Origin of the sequence: Ideonella sp. (assembly GCF_044358605.1) — a bacterium.
Taxonomy (GTDB): domain Bacteria; phylum Pseudomonadota; class Gammaproteobacteria; order Burkholderiales; family Burkholderiaceae_C; genus Ideonella.
Map to the genome: position 1 here is coordinate 1 of NZ_JBIKNQ010000082.1, position 16,957 is coordinate 16,957.

General features: G+C 63.9%; 15 protein-coding genes and 3 pseudogenes. 5 read left to right on the plus strand and 13 right to left on the minus strand.

The annotated features are described in order from the left end of the window. Positions 1-55 precede the first annotated feature (55 nt). The 3 genes and pseudogenes from ACIQ3Q_RS20725 to ACIQ3Q_RS20735 all read right to left on the minus strand — a co-directional run. On the minus strand, positions 56-685 hold the full coding sequence (locus ACIQ3Q_RS20725) for a hypothetical protein (RefSeq protein ID WP_396271131.1): 630 nt from the start codon (positions 683-685) through the stop codon (positions 56-58). A 189-nt stretch (positions 686-874) separates the two neighbouring features. After that, positions 875-1,231 (minus strand): transposase, encoded by a 357-nt coding sequence (locus ACIQ3Q_RS20730; protein WP_396271144.1) that lies wholly within the window; start codon positions 1,229-1,231, stop codon positions 875-877. A gap of 49 nt (positions 1,232-1,280) precedes the next feature. Then, positions 1,281-2,207 (minus strand): annotated as a pseudogene (locus tag ACIQ3Q_RS20735) (transposase); the annotation flags it as partial. A 430-nt stretch (positions 2,208-2,637) separates the two neighbouring features. Here ACIQ3Q_RS20735 and ACIQ3Q_RS20740 point away from each other — a divergent pair. Next, positions 2,638-3,600 carry an IS5 family transposase gene (locus ACIQ3Q_RS20740; RefSeq protein WP_396271145.1) on the plus strand — a complete coding sequence of 321 codons (963 nt, stop codon included), beginning with the start codon at positions 2,638-2,640 and terminating at the stop codon, positions 3,598-3,600. Positions 3,601-3,679: 79 nt separating this feature from the next. Here the strand turns inward: ACIQ3Q_RS20740 and ACIQ3Q_RS20745 are convergent, their stop codons facing one another. Further along, positions 3,680-4,429: a hypothetical protein gene (locus tag ACIQ3Q_RS20745; RefSeq protein ID WP_396271132.1), complete on the minus strand. Its 750-nt coding sequence runs from the start codon at positions 4,427-4,429 to the stop codon at positions 3,680-3,682. Between the two features lie 402 nt (positions 4,430-4,831). On the opposite strand from ACIQ3Q_RS20745, the gene ACIQ3Q_RS20750 reads away from it, so the two are divergent. Together ACIQ3Q_RS20750 and ACIQ3Q_RS20755 are read left to right on the plus strand one after the other, a co-directional pair. Beyond that, positions 4,832-5,980 carry an acyl-CoA dehydrogenase family protein gene (locus tag ACIQ3Q_RS20750; RefSeq protein WP_396271133.1) on the plus strand — a complete coding sequence of 383 codons (1,149 nt, stop codon included), beginning with the start codon at positions 4,832-4,834 and terminating at the stop codon, positions 5,978-5,980. Between the two features lie 19 nt (positions 5,981-5,999). Then, positions 6,000-6,731, plus strand: coding sequence for a hypothetical protein (locus ACIQ3Q_RS20755; protein WP_396271134.1), 732 nt, complete (start codon positions 6,000-6,002; stop codon positions 6,729-6,731). Here the strand turns inward: ACIQ3Q_RS20755 and ACIQ3Q_RS20760 are convergent, their stop codons facing one another. Next, entirely contained in the window at positions 6,732-7,247 is a 516-nt protein-coding gene (locus tag ACIQ3Q_RS20760; RefSeq protein WP_396271135.1) for a Dps family protein, read from the minus strand. A 54-nt stretch (positions 7,248-7,301) separates the two neighbouring features. After that, positions 7,302-7,436: a hypothetical protein gene (locus tag ACIQ3Q_RS20765; protein ID WP_396271136.1), complete on the minus strand. Its 135-nt coding sequence runs from the start codon at positions 7,434-7,436 to the stop codon at positions 7,302-7,304. 220 nt (positions 7,437-7,656) lie between these two features. Between ACIQ3Q_RS20765 and ACIQ3Q_RS20770 the strand changes: the two genes are divergently transcribed. After that, positions 7,657-8,640, plus strand: a complete 984-nt coding sequence (locus ACIQ3Q_RS20770) for a class I SAM-dependent methyltransferase (protein ID WP_396271137.1) — start codon at positions 7,657-7,659, stop codon at positions 8,638-8,640. Positions 8,641-8,697: 57 nt separating this feature from the next. Here ACIQ3Q_RS20770 and ACIQ3Q_RS20775 read toward each other — a convergent pair whose 3' ends face one another. From ACIQ3Q_RS20775 to ACIQ3Q_RS20785, 3 genes are read right to left on the minus strand one after another with little or no spacing between them, the layout of a single operon-like run. Further along, a complete protein-coding gene (locus ACIQ3Q_RS20775) occupies positions 8,698-10,371 on the minus strand; it encodes a SulP family inorganic anion transporter (RefSeq protein ID WP_396271138.1) in 1,674 nt (557 codons plus the stop codon). A gap of 26 nt (positions 10,372-10,397) precedes the next feature. Further along, positions 10,398-11,360 (minus strand): Bug family tripartite tricarboxylate transporter substrate binding protein, encoded by a 963-nt coding sequence (locus ACIQ3Q_RS20780; protein WP_396271139.1) that lies wholly within the window; start codon positions 11,358-11,360, stop codon positions 10,398-10,400. Between the two features lie 38 nt (positions 11,361-11,398). After that, positions 11,399-12,955, minus strand: a complete 1,557-nt coding sequence (locus ACIQ3Q_RS20785; RefSeq protein WP_396271140.1) for a sulfatase-like hydrolase/transferase — start codon at positions 12,953-12,955, stop codon at positions 11,399-11,401. Between the two features lie 42 nt (positions 12,956-12,997). Between ACIQ3Q_RS20785 and ACIQ3Q_RS20790 the strand changes: the two genes are divergently transcribed. Beyond that, positions 12,998-13,582 carry a MarR family winged helix-turn-helix transcriptional regulator gene (locus ACIQ3Q_RS20790; RefSeq protein ID WP_396271141.1) on the plus strand — a complete coding sequence of 195 codons (585 nt, stop codon included), beginning with the start codon at positions 12,998-13,000 and terminating at the stop codon, positions 13,580-13,582. A gap of 7 nt (positions 13,583-13,589) precedes the next feature. Here the strand turns inward: ACIQ3Q_RS20790 and ACIQ3Q_RS20795 are convergent, their stop codons facing one another. The 4 genes and pseudogenes from ACIQ3Q_RS20795 to ACIQ3Q_RS20810 all read right to left on the minus strand — a co-directional run. After that, a complete protein-coding gene (locus ACIQ3Q_RS20795; protein ID WP_396271142.1) occupies positions 13,590-13,790 on the minus strand; it encodes a M48 family metallopeptidase in 201 nt (66 codons plus the stop codon). A 58-nt stretch (positions 13,791-13,848) separates the two neighbouring features. Then, the gene (locus ACIQ3Q_RS20800) at positions 13,849-15,417 is read right to left on the minus strand and encodes a Fic family protein (RefSeq protein ID WP_396271143.1); all 1,569 of its coding nucleotides are present in this window, start codon (positions 15,415-15,417) and stop codon (positions 13,849-13,851) included. Between the two features lie 118 nt (positions 15,418-15,535). Next, a pseudogene (locus ACIQ3Q_RS20805) lies at positions 15,536-15,673 on the minus strand (Zeta toxin family protein); the annotation flags it as partial. A gap of 118 nt (positions 15,674-15,791) precedes the next feature. Next, positions 15,792-16,835, minus strand: a pseudogene (locus tag ACIQ3Q_RS20810) (solute carrier family 23 protein); the annotation flags it as partial. Positions 16,836-16,957 lie beyond the last annotated feature (122 nt).

The following is a 16,957-nucleotide window of genomic DNA, read 5'->3' on the forward strand; positions in this document are numbered from 1 at the left end:
TGGCTCATGCGATCTGGCTATGATGAACTCTCTGGGATCGAAGCCAGCAACTCGCTCAGGACAGCTCTGGCCTGAAGTAGCGGCCAGCTTCGAATCGGCCAATGATCACATGAGACGTGACAGCTAGCTTAGTCAGATCGGTGTCTGTGAGTGAAGTCTTGGGCATGAATGCACGGCCAGTTGGCAGGTTTGCGATTGCTTTAGCGATTCCTGCTTCCGCCATCGCGTACTCGGTTCGCCACGCGGACGCATATTCAGCGTAGCTTCTTGAATCAAATTTATGTTGGAATTGTCGCTTCAACGCCGTGACTGCTCTCTTGTCGTGGACGACGTACGGAGATCTGTATGACAGCCAAAGCAACTTAGTTGCAGCGGACAGATTGAACTGACCAAAATCTTGCTCAAACCTTTCGCTAAGTTTCATCACCTTGTTGCACGCGGATGGTAACTTCTCGTCGCTTCTAACCTCTACAAGCGCACTTCGTATTTTTCCTAAATTCTTCGGGTTCTCTTTCAACTTCGCGAAGTTCCGTGACACTTGAAAGTACGCGAGTGCCTTGGCGATGCTGTCTTCGCTTGGTGTTGACGAGATTGCCTCGTAAAGGGTCACTTCGCGCTTTTGCCATTGCCGTAGAAATCGCGCGGCACAGTATTCAAATGGGAACTCTTCTCGGTAGTCTTTCATGGTGGGCCGCAAGGGCATAGTTGCTCTGTCATGGCTAACGAGGCTGTCCAAAAACCTCAAATCCACAGCCACTCTCACCTCGAAGGGCGACTGAAGCTTTGCAAAGGCGGGTTTCTGGGTTCATCGGTGATCTTGATTCTGTGCGCCGCAGGTTGCGGCTCCTGAGTGATTGTGCGGCTGTTGCCCGCCTTACTGAACCCCGGTTTGCCCGAAGCCCGTTCTCTGCAGCTTCTCGATGTTGTGCACCATGCAGTACAGGCTCCACTGCGTCCTGACCTTGGCTTGCCCGCGGTGGTTCAGACGATGCATCCGCTTGTTGTGCCGCAGGTTCGCAAACACCGGCTCCACGGTACCGATGCGCTGGCTGTACAACTGCCGACCTCGCGATGAGTCGATGGCCTGGCGCATGCGTTCGCTGGGGTGGCTGAGGTCCACGGGCCTGGAGAAGAAGCGAGTGACTTGTCGGCCCCGCTCGTCGTTGGCACCCTCTTTGGATCGCCGCTTCAGGCCTTGCCTTGTGTTTGTCTCGGCCTTCAAAGCGCTCATCGCGTTTGCGCATCTGGCCGTCGGCGATCAAGGCCGGAGTGTTGCTGTCATGCAGCTGCTGCACATTGGCATCGCTGTGATAGCCCGCATCGGCGGTGACGAGCGTGTCGCTGTCGCTCCAGGGCTTGGCTTGTTCGATCATGGGTGTGAGCATGGCTTGCTCGGAGCCCGAGCCCACCACATCGGCCGCGATGATGACTTGGTGGGCACTGTCCACCGCTGCTTGCGCCGCGTAGCCTTGGATCACGCCTTTGTTGGTGGCCATCTTGGCGCTGTCGGGGTCGGTGATGTTGGACTTGAGCTCCTGGCCTTTGTTGTTCAAGCGCTTGGGGCTCTGCGAGACAAAGGCACGCGTGCGCGCTGCCTCTTGGTGCAGCGCGTCAATAGGGGCTTGGCGCTTGGCATCCAGCGCTTCTTGCGTGCCGGCTTTGTCTTGGGCTTGGTGCAGCGTCAGGATTTTGTCGGCCGCCTTGTCCAGCCGCTCGGCTCGGTGGCTCAACTCCTCATGCGTGCCGCTGCGTTCTTTGCTGGCGTTGCTGGGCAGCTTGACGCCGTCGATAGCAAACATCTCGCGGCCGATCAGGCCCTGGGCATCGCAGGTCATCAGCACTTGCGCGAACAGCGGCTTGATCTGATCGCTCAGTGACACCACGAACTTGGCGATGTGCGCGTGGCTGGGCTGGCTGTTGCCACTGATCGCAATGAACTGGACGTTGCGCGCGCAGGCAGCTGCAATGCTGCGACTGGAGATCAGGCCTTGGCTGTAGGCCAGCAAAACAATCTTGAGCATCACACGCGGGTCATAGGCGCTAGCCCCCACCTCGTCGTTCTTGAAGAGCGCATCCAAGGCACTCAAATCCAATTCGTGATCGACCAGGTAGTTCAGCGCAAACGCGAAGCTGCCCTGCACAATCTGCTCCGACAGCACCACCGGCAGCATTAGCGCGTGGCAATCACTGGGTTTGTAGCCCGGCATTGTGGCCTCCTCATCGCGAGGATGTATTTGACGCGTCAGGGGCCTAACAATGAATCGGGTGTGACCCGCTTGGGAAGTTTTTTTACAGCCTCTCAACGTTTGACATGAGCGATAGCGCAAGGGCGCAGCCCTTGTGGCGTCCTCTCGATGGAAGGGTTGGGCGTCACCGCGATGCGCAGCCTTCCTTAGAGGCCGAGACTCTTGGAGATGTACGAGGAGATGACGCCCACAACAACGCCAAGGACGACGACGGTCCAGACAATGAAAACGAAGTTCTTTCGTCTCTGGTGAAGTGCCATGCTGTCACCCCAGTAAAAGACATAAGGGGAACTCAATACTTGGGCGAGCTTCGGAACTCCTAGGGACACTCTGCATAAACCCCGGGCAAATCAGCTACCGCAAGGTCTGATCAACTGAGACGATGCTGGGCATGAAGCAGACGAGTTTGGGATTGGGGCAGTCGAGCAAGCGCACACGGCGGCGCGTGTTCCTCGACGAAATGGACAGCGTAGTGCCATGGTCGGAGTTGGTTGCGTTGATCAGCCCGTACATGCCCGAGGGCCGACGTGGTCGGCCGCCGTTTGCGGTGGAAGTGATGCTGCGGATCCACTTCATGCAGCAGTGGTTCAACCTGAGCGACCCGGCCATGGAAGAGGCGCTGCACGACATGGCGCTGTTCCGGGACTTCGCGGGCTTGGGCAACTGGAATGAGCCGGTGCCGGACGAGACCACCATCCTGAGGTTTCGGCGCGTGCTGGAGAAGCACAAGCTGGCGCCCAAGATTCTTGAGACGATCAACGATCTGCTGCGCAACAAAGGCCTGATGCTGCGAGCAGGCACCGTGGTGGACGCGACGCTGATTGCCGCGCCAAGCTCGACCAAGAACGCCCAGGGCGAACGCGACCCGGAGATGAAACAGAGCAAGAAGGGCGGTCAGTGGTACTTCGGCATGAAGGCGCACATCGGCGTGGATGTTGACTCGGGACTGGTGCACACGGTGCGTGGCACGGCTGGCAGCGTCCACGATGTGACCGAGGCCAACTCACTGCTGCACGGTGAGGAGACAGTGGCCTTTGGCGATGCGGGCTACCAGGGAGTGGACAAGCGCCCTGATGCCAAGTCGGGCGTCGACTGGAACATCGCGATGCGGCCGGGCAAGCGACGGGCGCTAGATAAGAGTCAGGACGTGAATCGCTTGATCGACGAATTGGAGAAACTCAAAGCCAGCATCCGGGCCAAGGTGGAGCACCCGTTCCGTGTGATCAAGCGCCAGTTTGGCCATGTGAAGGTGCGCTACCGCGGGCTGGCGAAGAACACGGCGCAACTGCACACGCTGTTCGCGCTATCGAACCTGTGGATGGTGCGCCGCCAACTCGGTGGAGTGCAGGCATGAGTGCGCCTGCTGTGCCCGAAATCCGCCGAATCGGGGGTCTGCAGACACCGAAACTCACGGTGGCAAGGCCCGCGATGGCTCAAATGGTCTCAGCCGCCACGTCAAACTGCGTCGAGCACAGCTGACTGAGCTTTGTGCAGACCTTCCCTAGCGAAAGAGTCAGGCCTGCTACCAGGAAGGCAAACGTATATAGGGGAAGCGAGTCGGGGCGCGATGCCGCCTTGGCTTTCTCGAGCATCAACATAGCTTCAATGGGGTTCGTAACCTTGCCTGCTTGATAAAGCCGCTCAAGCTCTATGTGCGCTGGTATTGGCTTGGTGAAGCTCATGAGAAATAGCGCTCCAAGGAACATGCACGCCATCAGCAGAACCGCGGGCATGTATGGCTTGCTGAGCAGCCGCATCAAATTTGTGCGTCGCACTAGACGAATACGCTCATCGAGTTCACCGGCCGCCAAAACAACCCAGTCCCGAGAGGTTCCCTCCGCCTCGATAAGGATTGGGGTTGTTGAACGGAAACGCTCCTTGGTCTTTTGGAACTGGATGAATAGACGCCAGTCCTCTTGTACCCCTACTCCATGAGGGTTGGGCAGAACGCAAATGCTCAAGTACTCGATTGACCTTTCGCCGGTGTTGTCGATCGCGAGAACATCGTCAACTGATGGAAGTTCATAGATCGAGCCGTTCTCAAGGCGTACATGGAACTGTGACGAATGTGCTCCTGGATTCACCTTCACGGCGGCATCAACCATGATTTGGTACAGCCTGCGCACATCTTGCTCGGACAGCAGGAAACCATCTTCGTACTGTTTCTGGATAACGGTTTTCATACGCAGGGGTCTTGTGGATGCGAAGGGCGTGTGCCTGGAATTGTGACGCTCAACTCTTTTGTGTGGAGACAGATGCCTGTCTCCCGAAAAAACCCAGTCGCCAGCAACAGGCTGTGTGACCAGCGTCTAAGTGCTTGTTGGTGCTGACGTATTGCGCTTCACACTGAATTGACATACAGCATCATCAGATCGGCATTTTGGCGCAGGGCTGTGCAGCACTATAGCCCCGGGCGGTCACTTTTGAGCACGCTTTGGAGGGTGAACAGAATGGCCAGTCGCCCTCAGCTTGAGCCGGGCTCAAGCCAGCCGCCCTAGAAGGCCCTGGTGTGTCGCTTGTGGCCTGCAAGTGTGGGGTGGCACTCCGCGATACAGTCTGCAAGACACTTCACTTGAGCTCGCCCCATGCCCCCACCTCGCCTGCTTCAACATCCTTGGATGGACGCTGATGTGTCCACCTTTCGCGACCAAGTGCGGCGCTATGTCGAGGCCGAAATGGCCCCACGCTTGGACGCTTGGCGGCGCGCGGGCGATATCCCGCCGGTGGCCTGGCAAGGCTTGGGCGCCTTGGGCTTTTTGCTGCCCGAAATGCCCGAAGCCTATGGCGGTTCCGGCGTGAGCCTGGCCTGGCAGTTGGTGGTGCAAGACGAGCTGGCGCGGGCCGAAGTGCCGGCCATCTCCGCCGTGCACAGCATTGCAGCCCACTACATCTTGGCCTATGGCAGCGAGGCGCAAAAGCATCGCTGGCTGCCCAAGCTCTGCAGCGGTGAGTGGCTGGCGGCCATCGCCATGACGGAGCCGGGCTGCGGCTCCGACCTCAAGGCCCTGCGCACGCGGGCCCGCCGCGACGGCGATGACTATGTGATCGACGGTGCCAAGACCTTCATCACCGGCGGGGCCAATTGCAGCTTGCTGGTGCTGGCTTGCCGCACCGGCGGCGAGGGCGCAAAGGGCGTTTCTTTGGTGGTGCTGGAGACCCAGGGTCTGGAGGGTTTCAGGGTCGGCCGCCGCCTAGAGAAGCTGGGCCAACATGCGGCCGACACGGCCGAGTTGTTCTTTGATGGCGTGCGGGTGCCCGCCAGCCATTTGTTGGGGCCGGTGGAGGGCCAGGGCTTTGGCCAGCTGATGAGCCAGCTGCCATACGAGCGCATGTTGATCGCCGTGCCGGCCGTGGCCGCCATCGAGCAGGCACTGGCGCTGACGGTGGCCTACACCCGTGATCGCCAAGCCTTTGGCCAGACGGTGTTCGACTTTCAAAACACCCGCTTCAAGCTGGCCGAAGTGGCCACCACCGCCCACATAGGCCGCAGCTTTGTGAATGACTGCGTCCAGCGCTTGGTCGATGGCACGCTGGACAACGAAGCCGCCTACATGGCCAAGTGCTGGACCACCGACAAGCAGTGCGAGGTGATGGACGAATGCCTGCAGCTCTTTGGCGGCTATGGCTATATGACCGAGTACCCGATTGCCCGCATGTGGGCCGATGCCCGGGTGCAGCGCATTTATGGCGGCACCAACGAGATCATGAAAGACCTGATCGCGCGGGGCTTGTGATGGCGATGGGAGACGCGCCATGACAGAACGTGCCGCCCCCAGGCTCTCGGCCCGCTTCTTCCGCTGGCATCGCTGGCTGGGCTATCTGGTGGCCTTGCAGGTGCTGGCCTGGGTGCTGGGCGGCGCGCTGTTTGCGTGGCTGCCCTTTCAGGCCTGGGTCAAGAGTGCAGACACCGTCACCAAGCCCAGCCTGAGCCTGCCGGCCGATTGGGCACAAGCCCTGGCCCGCAGCCCGCTGGCCAGCCAGCCCGTGACGGCGCTCTCTGCCGTGGCCACGGCCAGCGGCCCGGCCTTCAAACTGCGCACGGCGCAGGGCGAGCAATGGTTGCTGGCCACCGGCGCCCCGCTCACCGCGCCCAGCGCAGAGGCGGTGGGCCGCTTCGCGCAATCCATCTACAAGGGCGCGGGCACGCTGCAGGCGGTTGAGAAGCTGGCGCAGGTGCCCACGCAATGGCTGATGGTGCGTGAGCTGGGCGCACGCCGCGACGTCTGGGTGGCGCGCTTCGATGACGGCCTGAACACTCGGCTGTACTTCAGCGGCGCCCATGGCGAGTTCATCACCGCGCGCAGCGACGCCTGGGTGCTCTACGACTTCTTCTGGCGCCTGCATGTGATGGACTACAGCGAAGGTGAGGATTTCAACCATCCGCTCATCAAGGGGGCCTCTCTGCTGGCGCTGGGCCTGGTGCTGACCGGGCTGGTGATGCTGGCCCTGGCGCTGCGGCGCGCGTGGCGCCGCAGGCCTCATTGATCAGTCCTCCAGCAGCGAGCGCAACATCCAGGCGGTTTGCTCATGAACCGCCAGGCGCTGCGTCAGCAAGTCGGCGGTGGGCTCGTCGCTGGCCTTGTCCACCAGGGCATAGAGGCCGCGCGCGGTGCGGGCCACGGCTTCATGGCCCTCCATCAGCGTGCGCACCATGGCCAAAGCCTTGGGCGCAATAGTGGGTGCATCGGGCACCGAGCTGAGCGCTGCAAACTCGGCATAGCTGCCGGGTGCGCGGTGGCCCAGAGAGCGGATGCGCTCGGCAATCGGGTCCACCGCATTCCACAACTCGGTGTACTGCGCCATGAACATGGTGTGCAGGGTGTTGAACATAGGCCCCGTCACGTTCCAGTGGAAGTTGTGTGTGGTCAGGTAGAGCGTGTAGGTGTCGGCCAACAGGTGCGACAAGCCTTGCGCGATGGCGGCACGGTCTTTGTCGCTGATGCCGATTTGCGGGGCGATGCCTGTGGCTGCGGCGGCGTGCTTGGATTTGGACTTGGACATGGTGGCTTCCTTTGAATGAGGGTGTGGTGAGCTTAGAGCTTGCGGCAGACGGTGTCAGGGCGCTGCCATACCGAGGGCCAGTTGCCCCAGCCACAACAAACTGCCCGCCCCAGTGATGGCGAGCCCCAAGCTGCGGCGCAGGCGCAGGCGCAGGGCGACAGGGGGGCGGGTGGTGAGGCGCTGGGGCATGAAGGTCTCCGGTGTCTGTGCGATGGAGAGATTCTGTCTTTGAGCTATCAAGAATGCCAATTCAATAGCGCTATGGCATTGATAGCCCTTGGGGGCCAGCGTGGTGTTCATCAAGCTTGAGGGTGCGTGAAAACACGCCAAAACCTATGGTTTCAGCCTCGAAGCCCCCTGGCGAATCGCGCTGCTGGTGGGGCCCCGCGACTGCCCCATGGAGTGCCCGATGTCCCCCCTTGACACCCTAGAGTCTTTGGCCGAGGTCGGCCAACCGCCTGTATTGACCGACCGCGCGCCAGCCCAGCGCTGGCAGCAGAGCTTGGCCGCGCTGGCCCAGGCCGGCGGGCCGACCCCCGAACAGTACCCGATGCTGCAGCAACAGTTGGCGCATATCCACAGCGCGCGCATGTCGGGTGACTTGAGCGATGAGTCCCTGCAAACCCTGCGCCACACCCTGGGCGCGGCCATGGGCTTGGCCACGCTGCAAGGCCGCAGCTGGCTCAAGCCCTATGGCTATGCCGGCGACTTTCAAGTCATCGACGACATCTACCAAGAAGTCCGCTGCTCAGACCCGCACCTGCGCGCCTGGGACGACTACTTTCACGCCCAGCCTGCCGTCAAGGCCGTACGCAACCGCAAGGCTTACTTCAAGGCCTTGGTCCAGTCCGCCGCCCTGGCGAAAGGAGGAAACGCGGGCCACCCCTTGAAGGTGCTGAATGTGGCCAGTGGCCCTTGCCGTGACGTGGCGGAGCTGCTGGCCGAGTGTCCCGACCTGGCCGTGCACTTCACCTGCGTGGACCTGGACGAGCAGGCCATTGCCCATGCCCAGCGCCTGTGCGCTGCTTGGCCCGACCAAGTGCGTTTTGTCCGCGCCAATGCCTTGCGCCTAGCCCTGCCAGAACGCTTTGACTTGGTGTGGAGTGCCGGTCTGCTGGACTACTTCTCGGCCCCACTTTTTGTGCGCTTGCTGCGCAAGTTCATGAGCCTGGCTGCGCCCGACGGCGAGATCGTGGTGGGCAACTTCAGCACCGACAACCCCAGCCTGGCCTACCAGGCCTGGGCCGACTGGCTGCTGATCCACCGCAGCCCCGAGCAACTCCGCGCCTTGGCCGCGCAAGCAGGTGCCCCGGTCAGCCAGGTCGAGGCCGAACCCGAGGGCGTGAATCTGTTCTTGAGGGTGAGTGCTAGCGCTAACTTGCCGACGAGCTGAGCGGCCACAACGACTTGTGCGGCACGCAGCACGGGCAGAGCACGGGCACCGGGATGCTCATTCCGGTGACAGCGTCGTCGCCCCCACCGCCTGGTGCAAGCTCAGGTAAATCTTGCCGTGGGCCTGCTGGCTCCAGCCCACGGCGGCCAGGCGGTCCATCACCGGGCCCTTGACCTCGGCCAGGTCCAGCCGGGCACCTCGGTCGTGCAGGGCGGTGTCCAGCGCGGCCAGGGCGGTCAGGCCGCTGAAGTCGATGGTGTTGACCGGGCTCATTTGCAGCACCACGCGGCGGGTGTCGTCGTCCACATGGGCCATCACCAGTTCAGTCAGGGCGCGGGCGTTGGTGAAGAGCAGGCTCTCGTCAATGCGCAGGGCCACCACGCCGGGGGTTTCGCTCGCCTCGTAGCGCTCGATGTTGCGGTAGTGCTCGGTGCCGGGTACGCGGCCAATGCGGGCCACATGCGGGTCGGTGGTGCGCTGCAAGAGCAGGGCGACCGAGAGCGCGACGCCGACCGACAAGGCCAATTCCATGCTCACCAGCAAGGTCAGGCCGGCCGCACCGGCCATGACCCAGAACTCCTCGCGCGAGAAGCGCCAGGCTTGGCGAAACGGCGCCAAGTCCAGCATGGACGAGGCCGCGATCACGATGGTGGCGGCCAGCACCGCGCGCGGCAACTCGGCCAAGGGCTGGGCCAAAAAGGTGGCGGCCAAGGCCATCAACACGGCCACCATCACGCCCACCCAACGGCTGCGCGCTCCGGCCTCAAAGGCCACGGCGCTGCGCGAGAGGCCCCCGGCCACCGGCATGCCGCCGCTGCAAGCGGCCACCAGGTTGGCCGCACCCAGGCCAGCCAGTTCGCGCCGGGGCAGGATGGTCTCTTTGCGGCGGGCCGCCAAGCTGCCGGCCACGGCCAGGTTTTCCACCGCGGCCATCAGGGCCAGCAGCGCGGCGCTGGGCAGCATCACCCGCCACAGCGGCGCGGGCACCTCGGGCCAGCCCAGGCTGAGGTGCAGAGCGGGCAGCACACCCACCCGAGCCACCTCGGGGTTGGGCCACAGCAGCGTGACCAGCAAGGCCCCACCCATCACGGCCAGGGGGGCGGCCTTGAGCATCAAACTGGCTTGCGCGGCTGTGCGGCCCCAGCGTTGTTGCAGCCACAGCGCTGCATGCTGGCGCCACATCAGTAACAGGCCTAGCGCACCCAGGCCAAATGCCAAGCTGGCCCAGTGCCAAGGCCGGGCGGCGCCCCACCATTGCGCGGCCACCGTCATCAGGCTGGTGCCGCCACTGCTGGCACCGGCCAGCACGGGCAGTTGCGTCACCACAATGGTCAGCGCCGCCCCCGTCATGAAGCCATGCAGCACCGGCACCGACAGCAGCGCCACCAGGGTATCGAGGCGCAGCGCGGCGCCCAGCAGCAAGAGCGCGCCCACCTCGGCGGCCAGCACCAGCGCCGCTGCGCTGACAGAGGTGCCCTCGGGCGCGACGCTCATCACATGGCCCAGCGCTTGGGCGCACATCAGCGAGAGCACCGCGCCCGGCCCCATCACGGTGACGGGGCTGGAGCCCAAGGCCGCATAGGCCAAGGCCGGCAAGACGCTGGCTGCCAAGCCCACCGAGGGCGGCAGGCCCGCCAGCATGGCGTAGGCCAAGCTCTGCGGGATCAGCAGCAGGGTGATGATGGCGGCGGCCAGCAGGTCGTCGCGCCAGGTGGGGCGGGAGGTGGGCACCCCGCCATTGTCACGCGCCAGCGGGCTCAATCGCCCTTGAAGCCCGAGGCCTTGACCACCGGTGCCCAGTGTTCGGTGTCGCGCACGATGCGGGCGGCCAGGGCGGCGGGGCTACCGCCGGTGGGCTCCAGCCCCATCTTGAGCATGCGCTCGCGCACCTCTGGGGTGGCCAAGGCCTTGTTCAGCGCCGCATTGATTTGCGTCACCGTGGCCGACGGCGTCTTGGCCGGGGCGAACACGCCAAACCAGCCCTGGCCTTCCGCGCCTTTGAGCCCTGATTGGCCCATGGTGGGCACATCGGGCAGCAGCGGGCTGCGTTCGGCGCCCGAGGTGGCCAGGATGCGGATCTTGCCGTTGCGGTGCATCTCGATCTGGTCGACCAGGGTGTCCACGCCCACATTGACTTGGTTGCCCACCAAGGCGTTCATCAAAGGGGCCCCGCCATTGAAGGGCACATGCACCATGTCCACCCCGGCCGCCTGGCCCATCATCACGCCGATGAAGTGCGGCAGGCTGCCTGGCGCGGGGCTGCCGAAGTTGGCCTGGGCGGGGTTGGCCTTGGCCCAGGTGACCAGGCCTTTCAAGTCTTTGGCCGGGTGCGCAGCGGGCACCGACAGCCCGAACTGGAAGTTGGCCACCGGGGCGACGGGCGTGAAGTCAGTGCCCGGGTTGTAGTTGAGCTTGCTGAAGACCAGCGGCGCGAGCACCGGCACCACCACCGGCGCCAGCATCAGCGTGCTGCCATCGGCCGGGGCGTTCTTCAGGGCCTCGGCGGCAATGCGGCCACCGGCGCCGGCGCGGTTCTCCACAATGACGGGCTGCTTCAGCTCCGCCGCCATGCGCTCGGCCAGCAAGCGGGCCGCCACATCGGCCGAGCCCCCGGCCGCAAAGCCCACCAAGATCTTCACCGGCTTATCCACTTGGGCATGTGCCAAGGCGGTGGCAGCCGCCAGCGCCACCCCAGCGGCGAGTTTGAACAACGACGTCATTGCAGAGTCCTTCATGAATGAAAAAGCGGTGAGCAGGCTCACCATTGACCAAAAAACACACCGGCACGCTTGTGCGCGGCCGTGCCCTGGGCCACCGCCGCCTCGCTGACGGTGGTGCGGTGTTTGCGGCGGGCGAGAAAGTCCAGCAACTGGTGGCGCAGCTCGGCCCGCACACCCGCAGTGCTGGTGTCTCTGCCCAGGTCTTGGAAGCAGTCGGGGTCGGCGTTCAGGTCGAACAACTGCTCGGGCTCATCCAGCCAGTAGACATAGCGCCACTGCGCGCTGCGCAGGCTGAAGGCGCGGCACTGCTGCACGTCTTTGCCCAGGCGCAGGCGGGCCTCGCGGTAGCTGTAGTCCAGCTCGCTGTAGGCAAAGCTGCGCCAGTTGCTGGGGGCCTCGGCACGGTGCAACAGAGGCAGCAGGCTGCGGCCCTCCAGGCGGTGCTGGGGCAGAGGCAGGCCCAGGGTCTCCAGCACGGTGGGCACCACGTCCACGGCTTCGACAAACTCGTCGCGCACCTGGCCGCGCGTGGCATGGGCCTCGGGGCGCGGGTCCACCACGATGAAGGGCACCTTCTGCACGGTGTCGTAGAACAGCTCCTTCTCGCCCAGCCAGTGGTCGCCCAGGAAGTCGCCGTGGTCGGCGGTGAAGATCACTAACGTGTCCTTGGCCAAACCGCTTTTTTCCAGGTACTCGAACAAGCGCCCGAGATGGTGGTCGAGCTGGCTGATCAGGCCTTGGTAGGCGGGCCGCACGGTGCGGATGCACTCGTCGCGCTGAAAGCTGCGGCATTCCTCTTGTTGGCGGTAAGCCGCCAGCACCGGATGGGCGGTGTCCAGCTCTTGCAGCGTGCGCTGTACCGGCAAGCACTGCGCCGCGCTGTACATGGCGTGATAGGGCGCCGGGGCCATATAGGGCCAGTGCGGCTTGACGTAGCTCAGGTGCAGCACCCACGGCTGGCTGCCCATGCGCTGCATGTACTGCAGGGCCTGGTCGGTCATGAAGGCGGTTTCGGAATGGCTTTCCGCCACCCGGGCGGGCAGGTGCACGTTGCGCATGTGCCAGCCGCTTTGCACCTGGCCTTGGGCATCCACCCCGGAGATCACATGCTCGCTCCACGGGTCGTCACCGGCATAGCCCTGGGCGCGCAGATAGGCGGCATAGCCGCTCTCGCTGCCGGGGGGGTGGTGGCCGTCGTAGCGGTCAATCTCTTCAAAGCCACCGCGTTGCAGCAGCGTGGCCAGCTCGCTGCCGCCCTCCAGCTGCAAGCGGGCCAGGCCCTCGCGGTCGGCCATCACATGGGTCTTACCAGCCAGGGCCAAAGAGCGGCCCGAGCCCTTGAGCATTTCGCCCAAAGTCACCTCGCCCACCGACAGCGGCACGCGGTTCCAGGTGGCGCCATGGCTGATGGGGTAGCGGCCGGTGTAATGGCTCATGCGGCTGGGGCCGCAAACGCCGCTGTTCACAAAGGCATTGGCAAAGCGCACGCCGCGCGCGGCCAGGGCGTCGATGTGGGGAGTTTGGAGATAAGGGTGGCCGCTGCAGCCCAGGTGGTCCCAGCGCAGTTGGTCGGCCATGATGAACAGCACGTTCATGCGGATACCGTTGGTTGACTTTGGCGCTAATCTAGCCAGCCCATGAACGATTGTTCTAAACAACCCATCCCCGGACAGACCCTGAGTCTGCGCGCGCCCCGCAGCCTGGATGAACTGCTGAACTACCGCCTGCTGCGGCTGTACGCCGTCAGCGGCGCGCCGGTGCTGCGTCTGCTGGAGGGCCGCTATGGCATCTCCCGGCGCGAGTGGCGGCTGCTGGCGCTGCTGGCCACGCAGGCCGGCTTGTCGCCGTCGGCCATCGCCGACCTGGCCCACCTGGACAGGCCACGCGCCTCACGCGGGGTGGCGGTGCTGGTGCAAAAAGGCCTGGCCCACCGCAGCGCGCGGGCGGGCGATGCGCGCCACGCGGTGCTGGGCTTGACCCCTGCGGGCCAGGCGCTCTACGACGAGTTGTTTCCGCAGATTGCGGCGCTGAACAAGCAGGTGCTGCAGGCGCTGGACGACGCCACCGTGCAAGCGCTGGACCAAGCGCTGACCCGCCTGACCGACGCCGCCACCGCCCTGAACGCCGAGGCCGTGCGCGATGTGCGGGCCGATCGCCGTGCTGGGGGGTCTCGCGCGGCGCGGCAGTGGCCGGCGCGCGGGGAGGATGAGCGCCTAACTTAGTGCGCCGTCAGAGATCCAACTCCGCGCCTCGCGCCCTCAGCCACGCCTTGCGCTGCCGGTAATCCGGCAAGACTTTGTCCACCTCATTCCAGAATGCGTCCGAGTGGTCTCGGTGGTGTAGGTGGCGCAGCTCGTGCACGACGATGTAATCCACGATGGTGCCCCGTTGCTTACCCTTCTTGACCCGGTTGGTCAGTATGCCGGTCACCAACTGCTCTGTGCGGCCAGTTGGTCGAGGAAGGGGCGTTCGACTTCGGTGTATTCGCTCACCGGTGGCCCTCCAGTGCCTGCTGTTGCAGCCACTGGCGAGCCTTGGCTGTCAAACGGTAGCGCTGCTTGGTGCTGCGTGGGCTGGTCGGATCAGTCATCTCCAGCGCACCGGCCGCCATGGCAGGTGCCAGATAGGCCTTGCGGAAATGGTCTGCATTGCGCAGCCCCATGACCGCCTGCAACTCGGCCCGTGACATCTCGCCCTGAACCCGCTTCAGCAGCCCGGCCACTTCCGGCGTCACATCCATGGTCACATCCATGGTCACATCCATGGTGCCCGTACCAGGCCCCCCTGTTTCAGGCCGCAAGGCCTGCGGGTGGGCGGGCAAATGCACCGCGCAAACCAAGCGGTCGTCGTCCGTTTCAAAGCGGGGCGGCGGCGAGCCGTTGGCTGCCATCGCCTTCAGAATTTTGGGCACTCCGGTCGAGCGGCCTTCGGTCAGGTCCAGCTCCTTCAGGAACTCGCCAATGCGTCGATTCCGATAACGTCGGCTCACTGCCCGACCGGCCTCGAAGTCGGCCGTCTTGATCGAGCGGTCCGGCCCCGGCACGCTCATGATCACCAGCTCGTCGTAGCCGATGCGCACTTCCACCGGTTCGCGCTCTTCATACGAGCGGTGGTAAACCGCATTCACCAGTGCTTCTTCCACCGCCACATACGGGAAGTTCCAGACCCGCGTCGCCTCGGCCCGGTCTGGGTGCTTGATCACCGTCTCGTGCAGGTAGTTGCGCTGGATGTAGGCCAGCGCCTCGCGAATCATGCGGGCCAGCGGCCCCTTGAAAATCTTCTCGTCAAAGCGGTCGCCGCCAGCGCCCTCGGGGAACCACACCACGTCGATCTGCGCGTAGGGGAAAAACCGATCCGGTGCGTCGTTGAAGAACAGCAGCCCCACGTTCTTCACCCAGGGCGCCTCATTCGGCCCACCCACCACGTTCATCTGCCGCCCCAGCGCTTCCAGCGGCAGGCTGTCGGCGTCATCCGCCAGCGCGCTGCCCACCTCGCGCAGGTAGTCCCGCATCAGCGGGTGCGACAGGTCGGCCAAGCTGGCCTGCCGCGCATAGCGGTCGTCCCAGGGCACTTGCGCCGTCAGGCTCAGCAGTTCGCGCTCGGTGTCGCCCTTGGCCTCTACCGTGCTGCTGAAGCGGCGGATGTAGTAATGCCAGCTCTTGTGCTTGGCCGACACCGAAGCCGGTGCTTTGTAAGGCCGGTTCATGCCGCCCGGCGCCTGCAGCACGATGAGGTGGCGGCCCTGCACCTCTTCCACGCTCAGAGCAGGAAAGTAAGGCGGCTGGATCAACTGGCAGGCCGCCAGCAGCTCCTGCTGCACCTTGTCCAACTGCTCGGCGGGCAGGCCCACCGGCGGGAACACTGGCTGACCGTTGGCATCGCAGTCCTGCCCGATCACCACATAACCGCCGCCCAGGTTCTGGAAGTCGTTGGCAAACGCGCACAGCGTGCGGAGGATGGCGTCCGGGTTCCAGCCCGCCTTGTATTCAATGCGCTCGCCTTCGACTGTGCGCTGGCGCAGCAGGTCGGCGATGTTGATGGGCAGCTTGTCAGGCATGCAATGCCAACGGATCGAAAAGGGGGCGGACCATGTCCGTGGTGTCGCTCACAGGGGTATTCGGGCTGCGGGCAAAGCGGCGTTCAATGTCTGCCGAGGGAATACTGTGCCCACCATGGGCCAAGGGCGACAAGCCCGCTGCAATCAAGTCAGCATTGATGAAACGTGAGCACTGCGCCACTTGGGGCAGATACTCCATTGCAAAGGTGGTTTTGCCCGCTCCGTTGGGCCCGGCAATGATCCAGCATGTGGGCATGGGGTACTTGCTCCGGCAATCAAGCTCGATGATCCGAGCGCAGAGGTTGAGTGCCTCTGTCTCCGCAGTCGAGTTTGCCAGACTGAGTCAAGGCCACCCAAGATGGCTCAGTCCCTGCTCAGCGGCTCTTCCTCAACACCGCATGCAGCAAGATCGCTCCAAAGGTGGCGGTGCCGATGCCGCCCAGCGCAAAGTCGCCGAACTTCAGGGTGTAGTCGCCGGTGCCCAAGATGAGCGTGATGGCCGCGACGATGAGGTTGCGGTTGTCAGAAAAATCGACCTTGTTCTCGACCCAGATCTTGGCCCCGGCCACGGCGATCAGGCCGAAGACCACAATGGAGATGCCGCCCATCACGGCCAGGGGAATGGTCTGGATCAGCGCGCCAAACTTGGGCGAGAAACCCAGCACCACGGCGATCAGACCGGCCACCACAAACATGGCGGTGGAGTAGATCTTGGTCGCGGCCATCACCCCGATGTTCTCGGCATAGGTGGTCACGCCCGTGCCGCCTCCGCTGCCCGAGACCATGGTGGCCAGGCCATCGCCCACAAAGGCACGGCCCATGTATTTGTCCAGGTTTTGGCCGGTCATGGCGGAGACGGCCTTCACGTGGCCCAGGTTCTCGGCCACCAAGATGATGGCCACCGGCGCGATCAAGAGCATGGCCTTGGGGTCGAACACGGGGGCCGCAAACTGCGGCAGCCCGAACCAGTCGGCGCTGAGCAGCGGGCCCAGATCAATGGGCTTGCCCAGGCCCATGCCGTTGGTGAGCACCGCATAGATCAGGCTGGCGGCGATCAGGCCCACCAAGATGAGCAGGCGCTGCGTCATGCCGCTGGTGCGCACGGCCACCAGGCCCACGCACAAAAAGGTGATGGCCTGCATCCACTTGTCAAAGTCGGTCGGGGCCATGTTCTTGATGGGCACTTGGGCCAGGTTCAGGCCGATCACGGCCACCACCGCGCCGGTCACCACGGGTGGCATCAGGGACTCAATCCAACGTGTCCCCACGGCCTGCACCAGCAGGCCAATGGCCACCACCACCGCCCCGCAGGCGATGATGCCGCCCAGGGCCACGCCCAGGTTGGGGTTGGGGCCCTGGCCGGCATAGCCACTGGCCGCGATCACCACGCCGATGAAGGCAAAGCTAGAGCCCAGATGTCAAGCCCCGGGAGATCATTCACACGTTTTGTGAAGAGCTTGGGGTGTGAGGCGTGCCATTTTTTCAGGGCCTCGATGGGGGTCTGGTGGTTGAGGGCGCGTTGAGGAATTCGATGGTTGTA

What these genes read in the sequence shown, in the direction of transcription:
- ACIQ3Q_RS20755 (WP_396271134.1), top strand. Translation starts at nt 6,000, where the DNA reads ATGACAGAACGTGCCGCCCCCAGGCTCTCGGCCCGCTTCTTCCGCTGG.
- ACIQ3Q_RS20745 (WP_396271132.1), bottom strand. Translation starts at nt 4,429, where the DNA reads ATGAAAACCGTTATCCAGAAACAGTACGAAGATGGTTTCCTGCTGTCC.
- ACIQ3Q_RS20765 (WP_396271136.1), bottom strand. Translation starts at nt 7,436, where the DNA reads ATGCCCCAGCGCCTCACCACCCGCCCCCCTGTCGCCCTGCGCCTGCGC.
- ACIQ3Q_RS20780 (WP_396271139.1), bottom strand. Translation starts at nt 11,360, where the DNA reads ATGACGTCGTTGTTCAAACTCGCCGCTGGGGTGGCGCTGGCGGCTGCC.
- ACIQ3Q_RS20770 (WP_396271137.1), top strand. Translation starts at nt 7,657, where the DNA reads ATGTCCCCCCTTGACACCCTAGAGTCTTTGGCCGAGGTCGGCCAACCG.
- ACIQ3Q_RS20725 (WP_396271131.1), bottom strand. Translation starts at nt 685, where the DNA reads ATGAAAGACTACCGAGAAGAGTTCCCATTTGAATACTGTGCCGCGCGA.
- ACIQ3Q_RS20730 (WP_396271144.1), bottom strand. Translation starts at nt 1,231, where the DNA reads ATGAGCGCTTTGAAGGCCGAGACAAACACAAGGCAAGGCCTGAAGCGG.
- ACIQ3Q_RS20785 (WP_396271140.1), bottom strand. Translation starts at nt 12,955, where the DNA reads ATGAACGTGCTGTTCATCATGGCCGACCAACTGCGCTGGGACCACCTG.
- ACIQ3Q_RS20750 (WP_396271133.1), top strand. Translation starts at nt 4,832, where the DNA reads ATGCCCCCACCTCGCCTGCTTCAACATCCTTGGATGGACGCTGATGTG.
- ACIQ3Q_RS20740 (WP_396271145.1), top strand. Translation starts at nt 2,638, where the DNA reads ATGAAGCAGACGAGTTTGGGATTGGGGCAGTCGAGCAAGCGCACACGG.
- ACIQ3Q_RS20790 (WP_396271141.1), top strand. Translation starts at nt 12,998, where the DNA reads ATGAACGATTGTTCTAAACAACCCATCCCCGGACAGACCCTGAGTCTG.
- ACIQ3Q_RS20760 (WP_396271135.1), bottom strand. Translation starts at nt 7,247, where the DNA reads ATGTCCAAGTCCAAATCCAAGCACGCCGCCGCAGCCACAGGCATCGCC.
- ACIQ3Q_RS20800 (WP_396271143.1), bottom strand. Translation starts at nt 15,417, where the DNA reads ATGCCTGACAAGCTGCCCATCAACATCGCCGACCTGCTGCGCCAGCGC.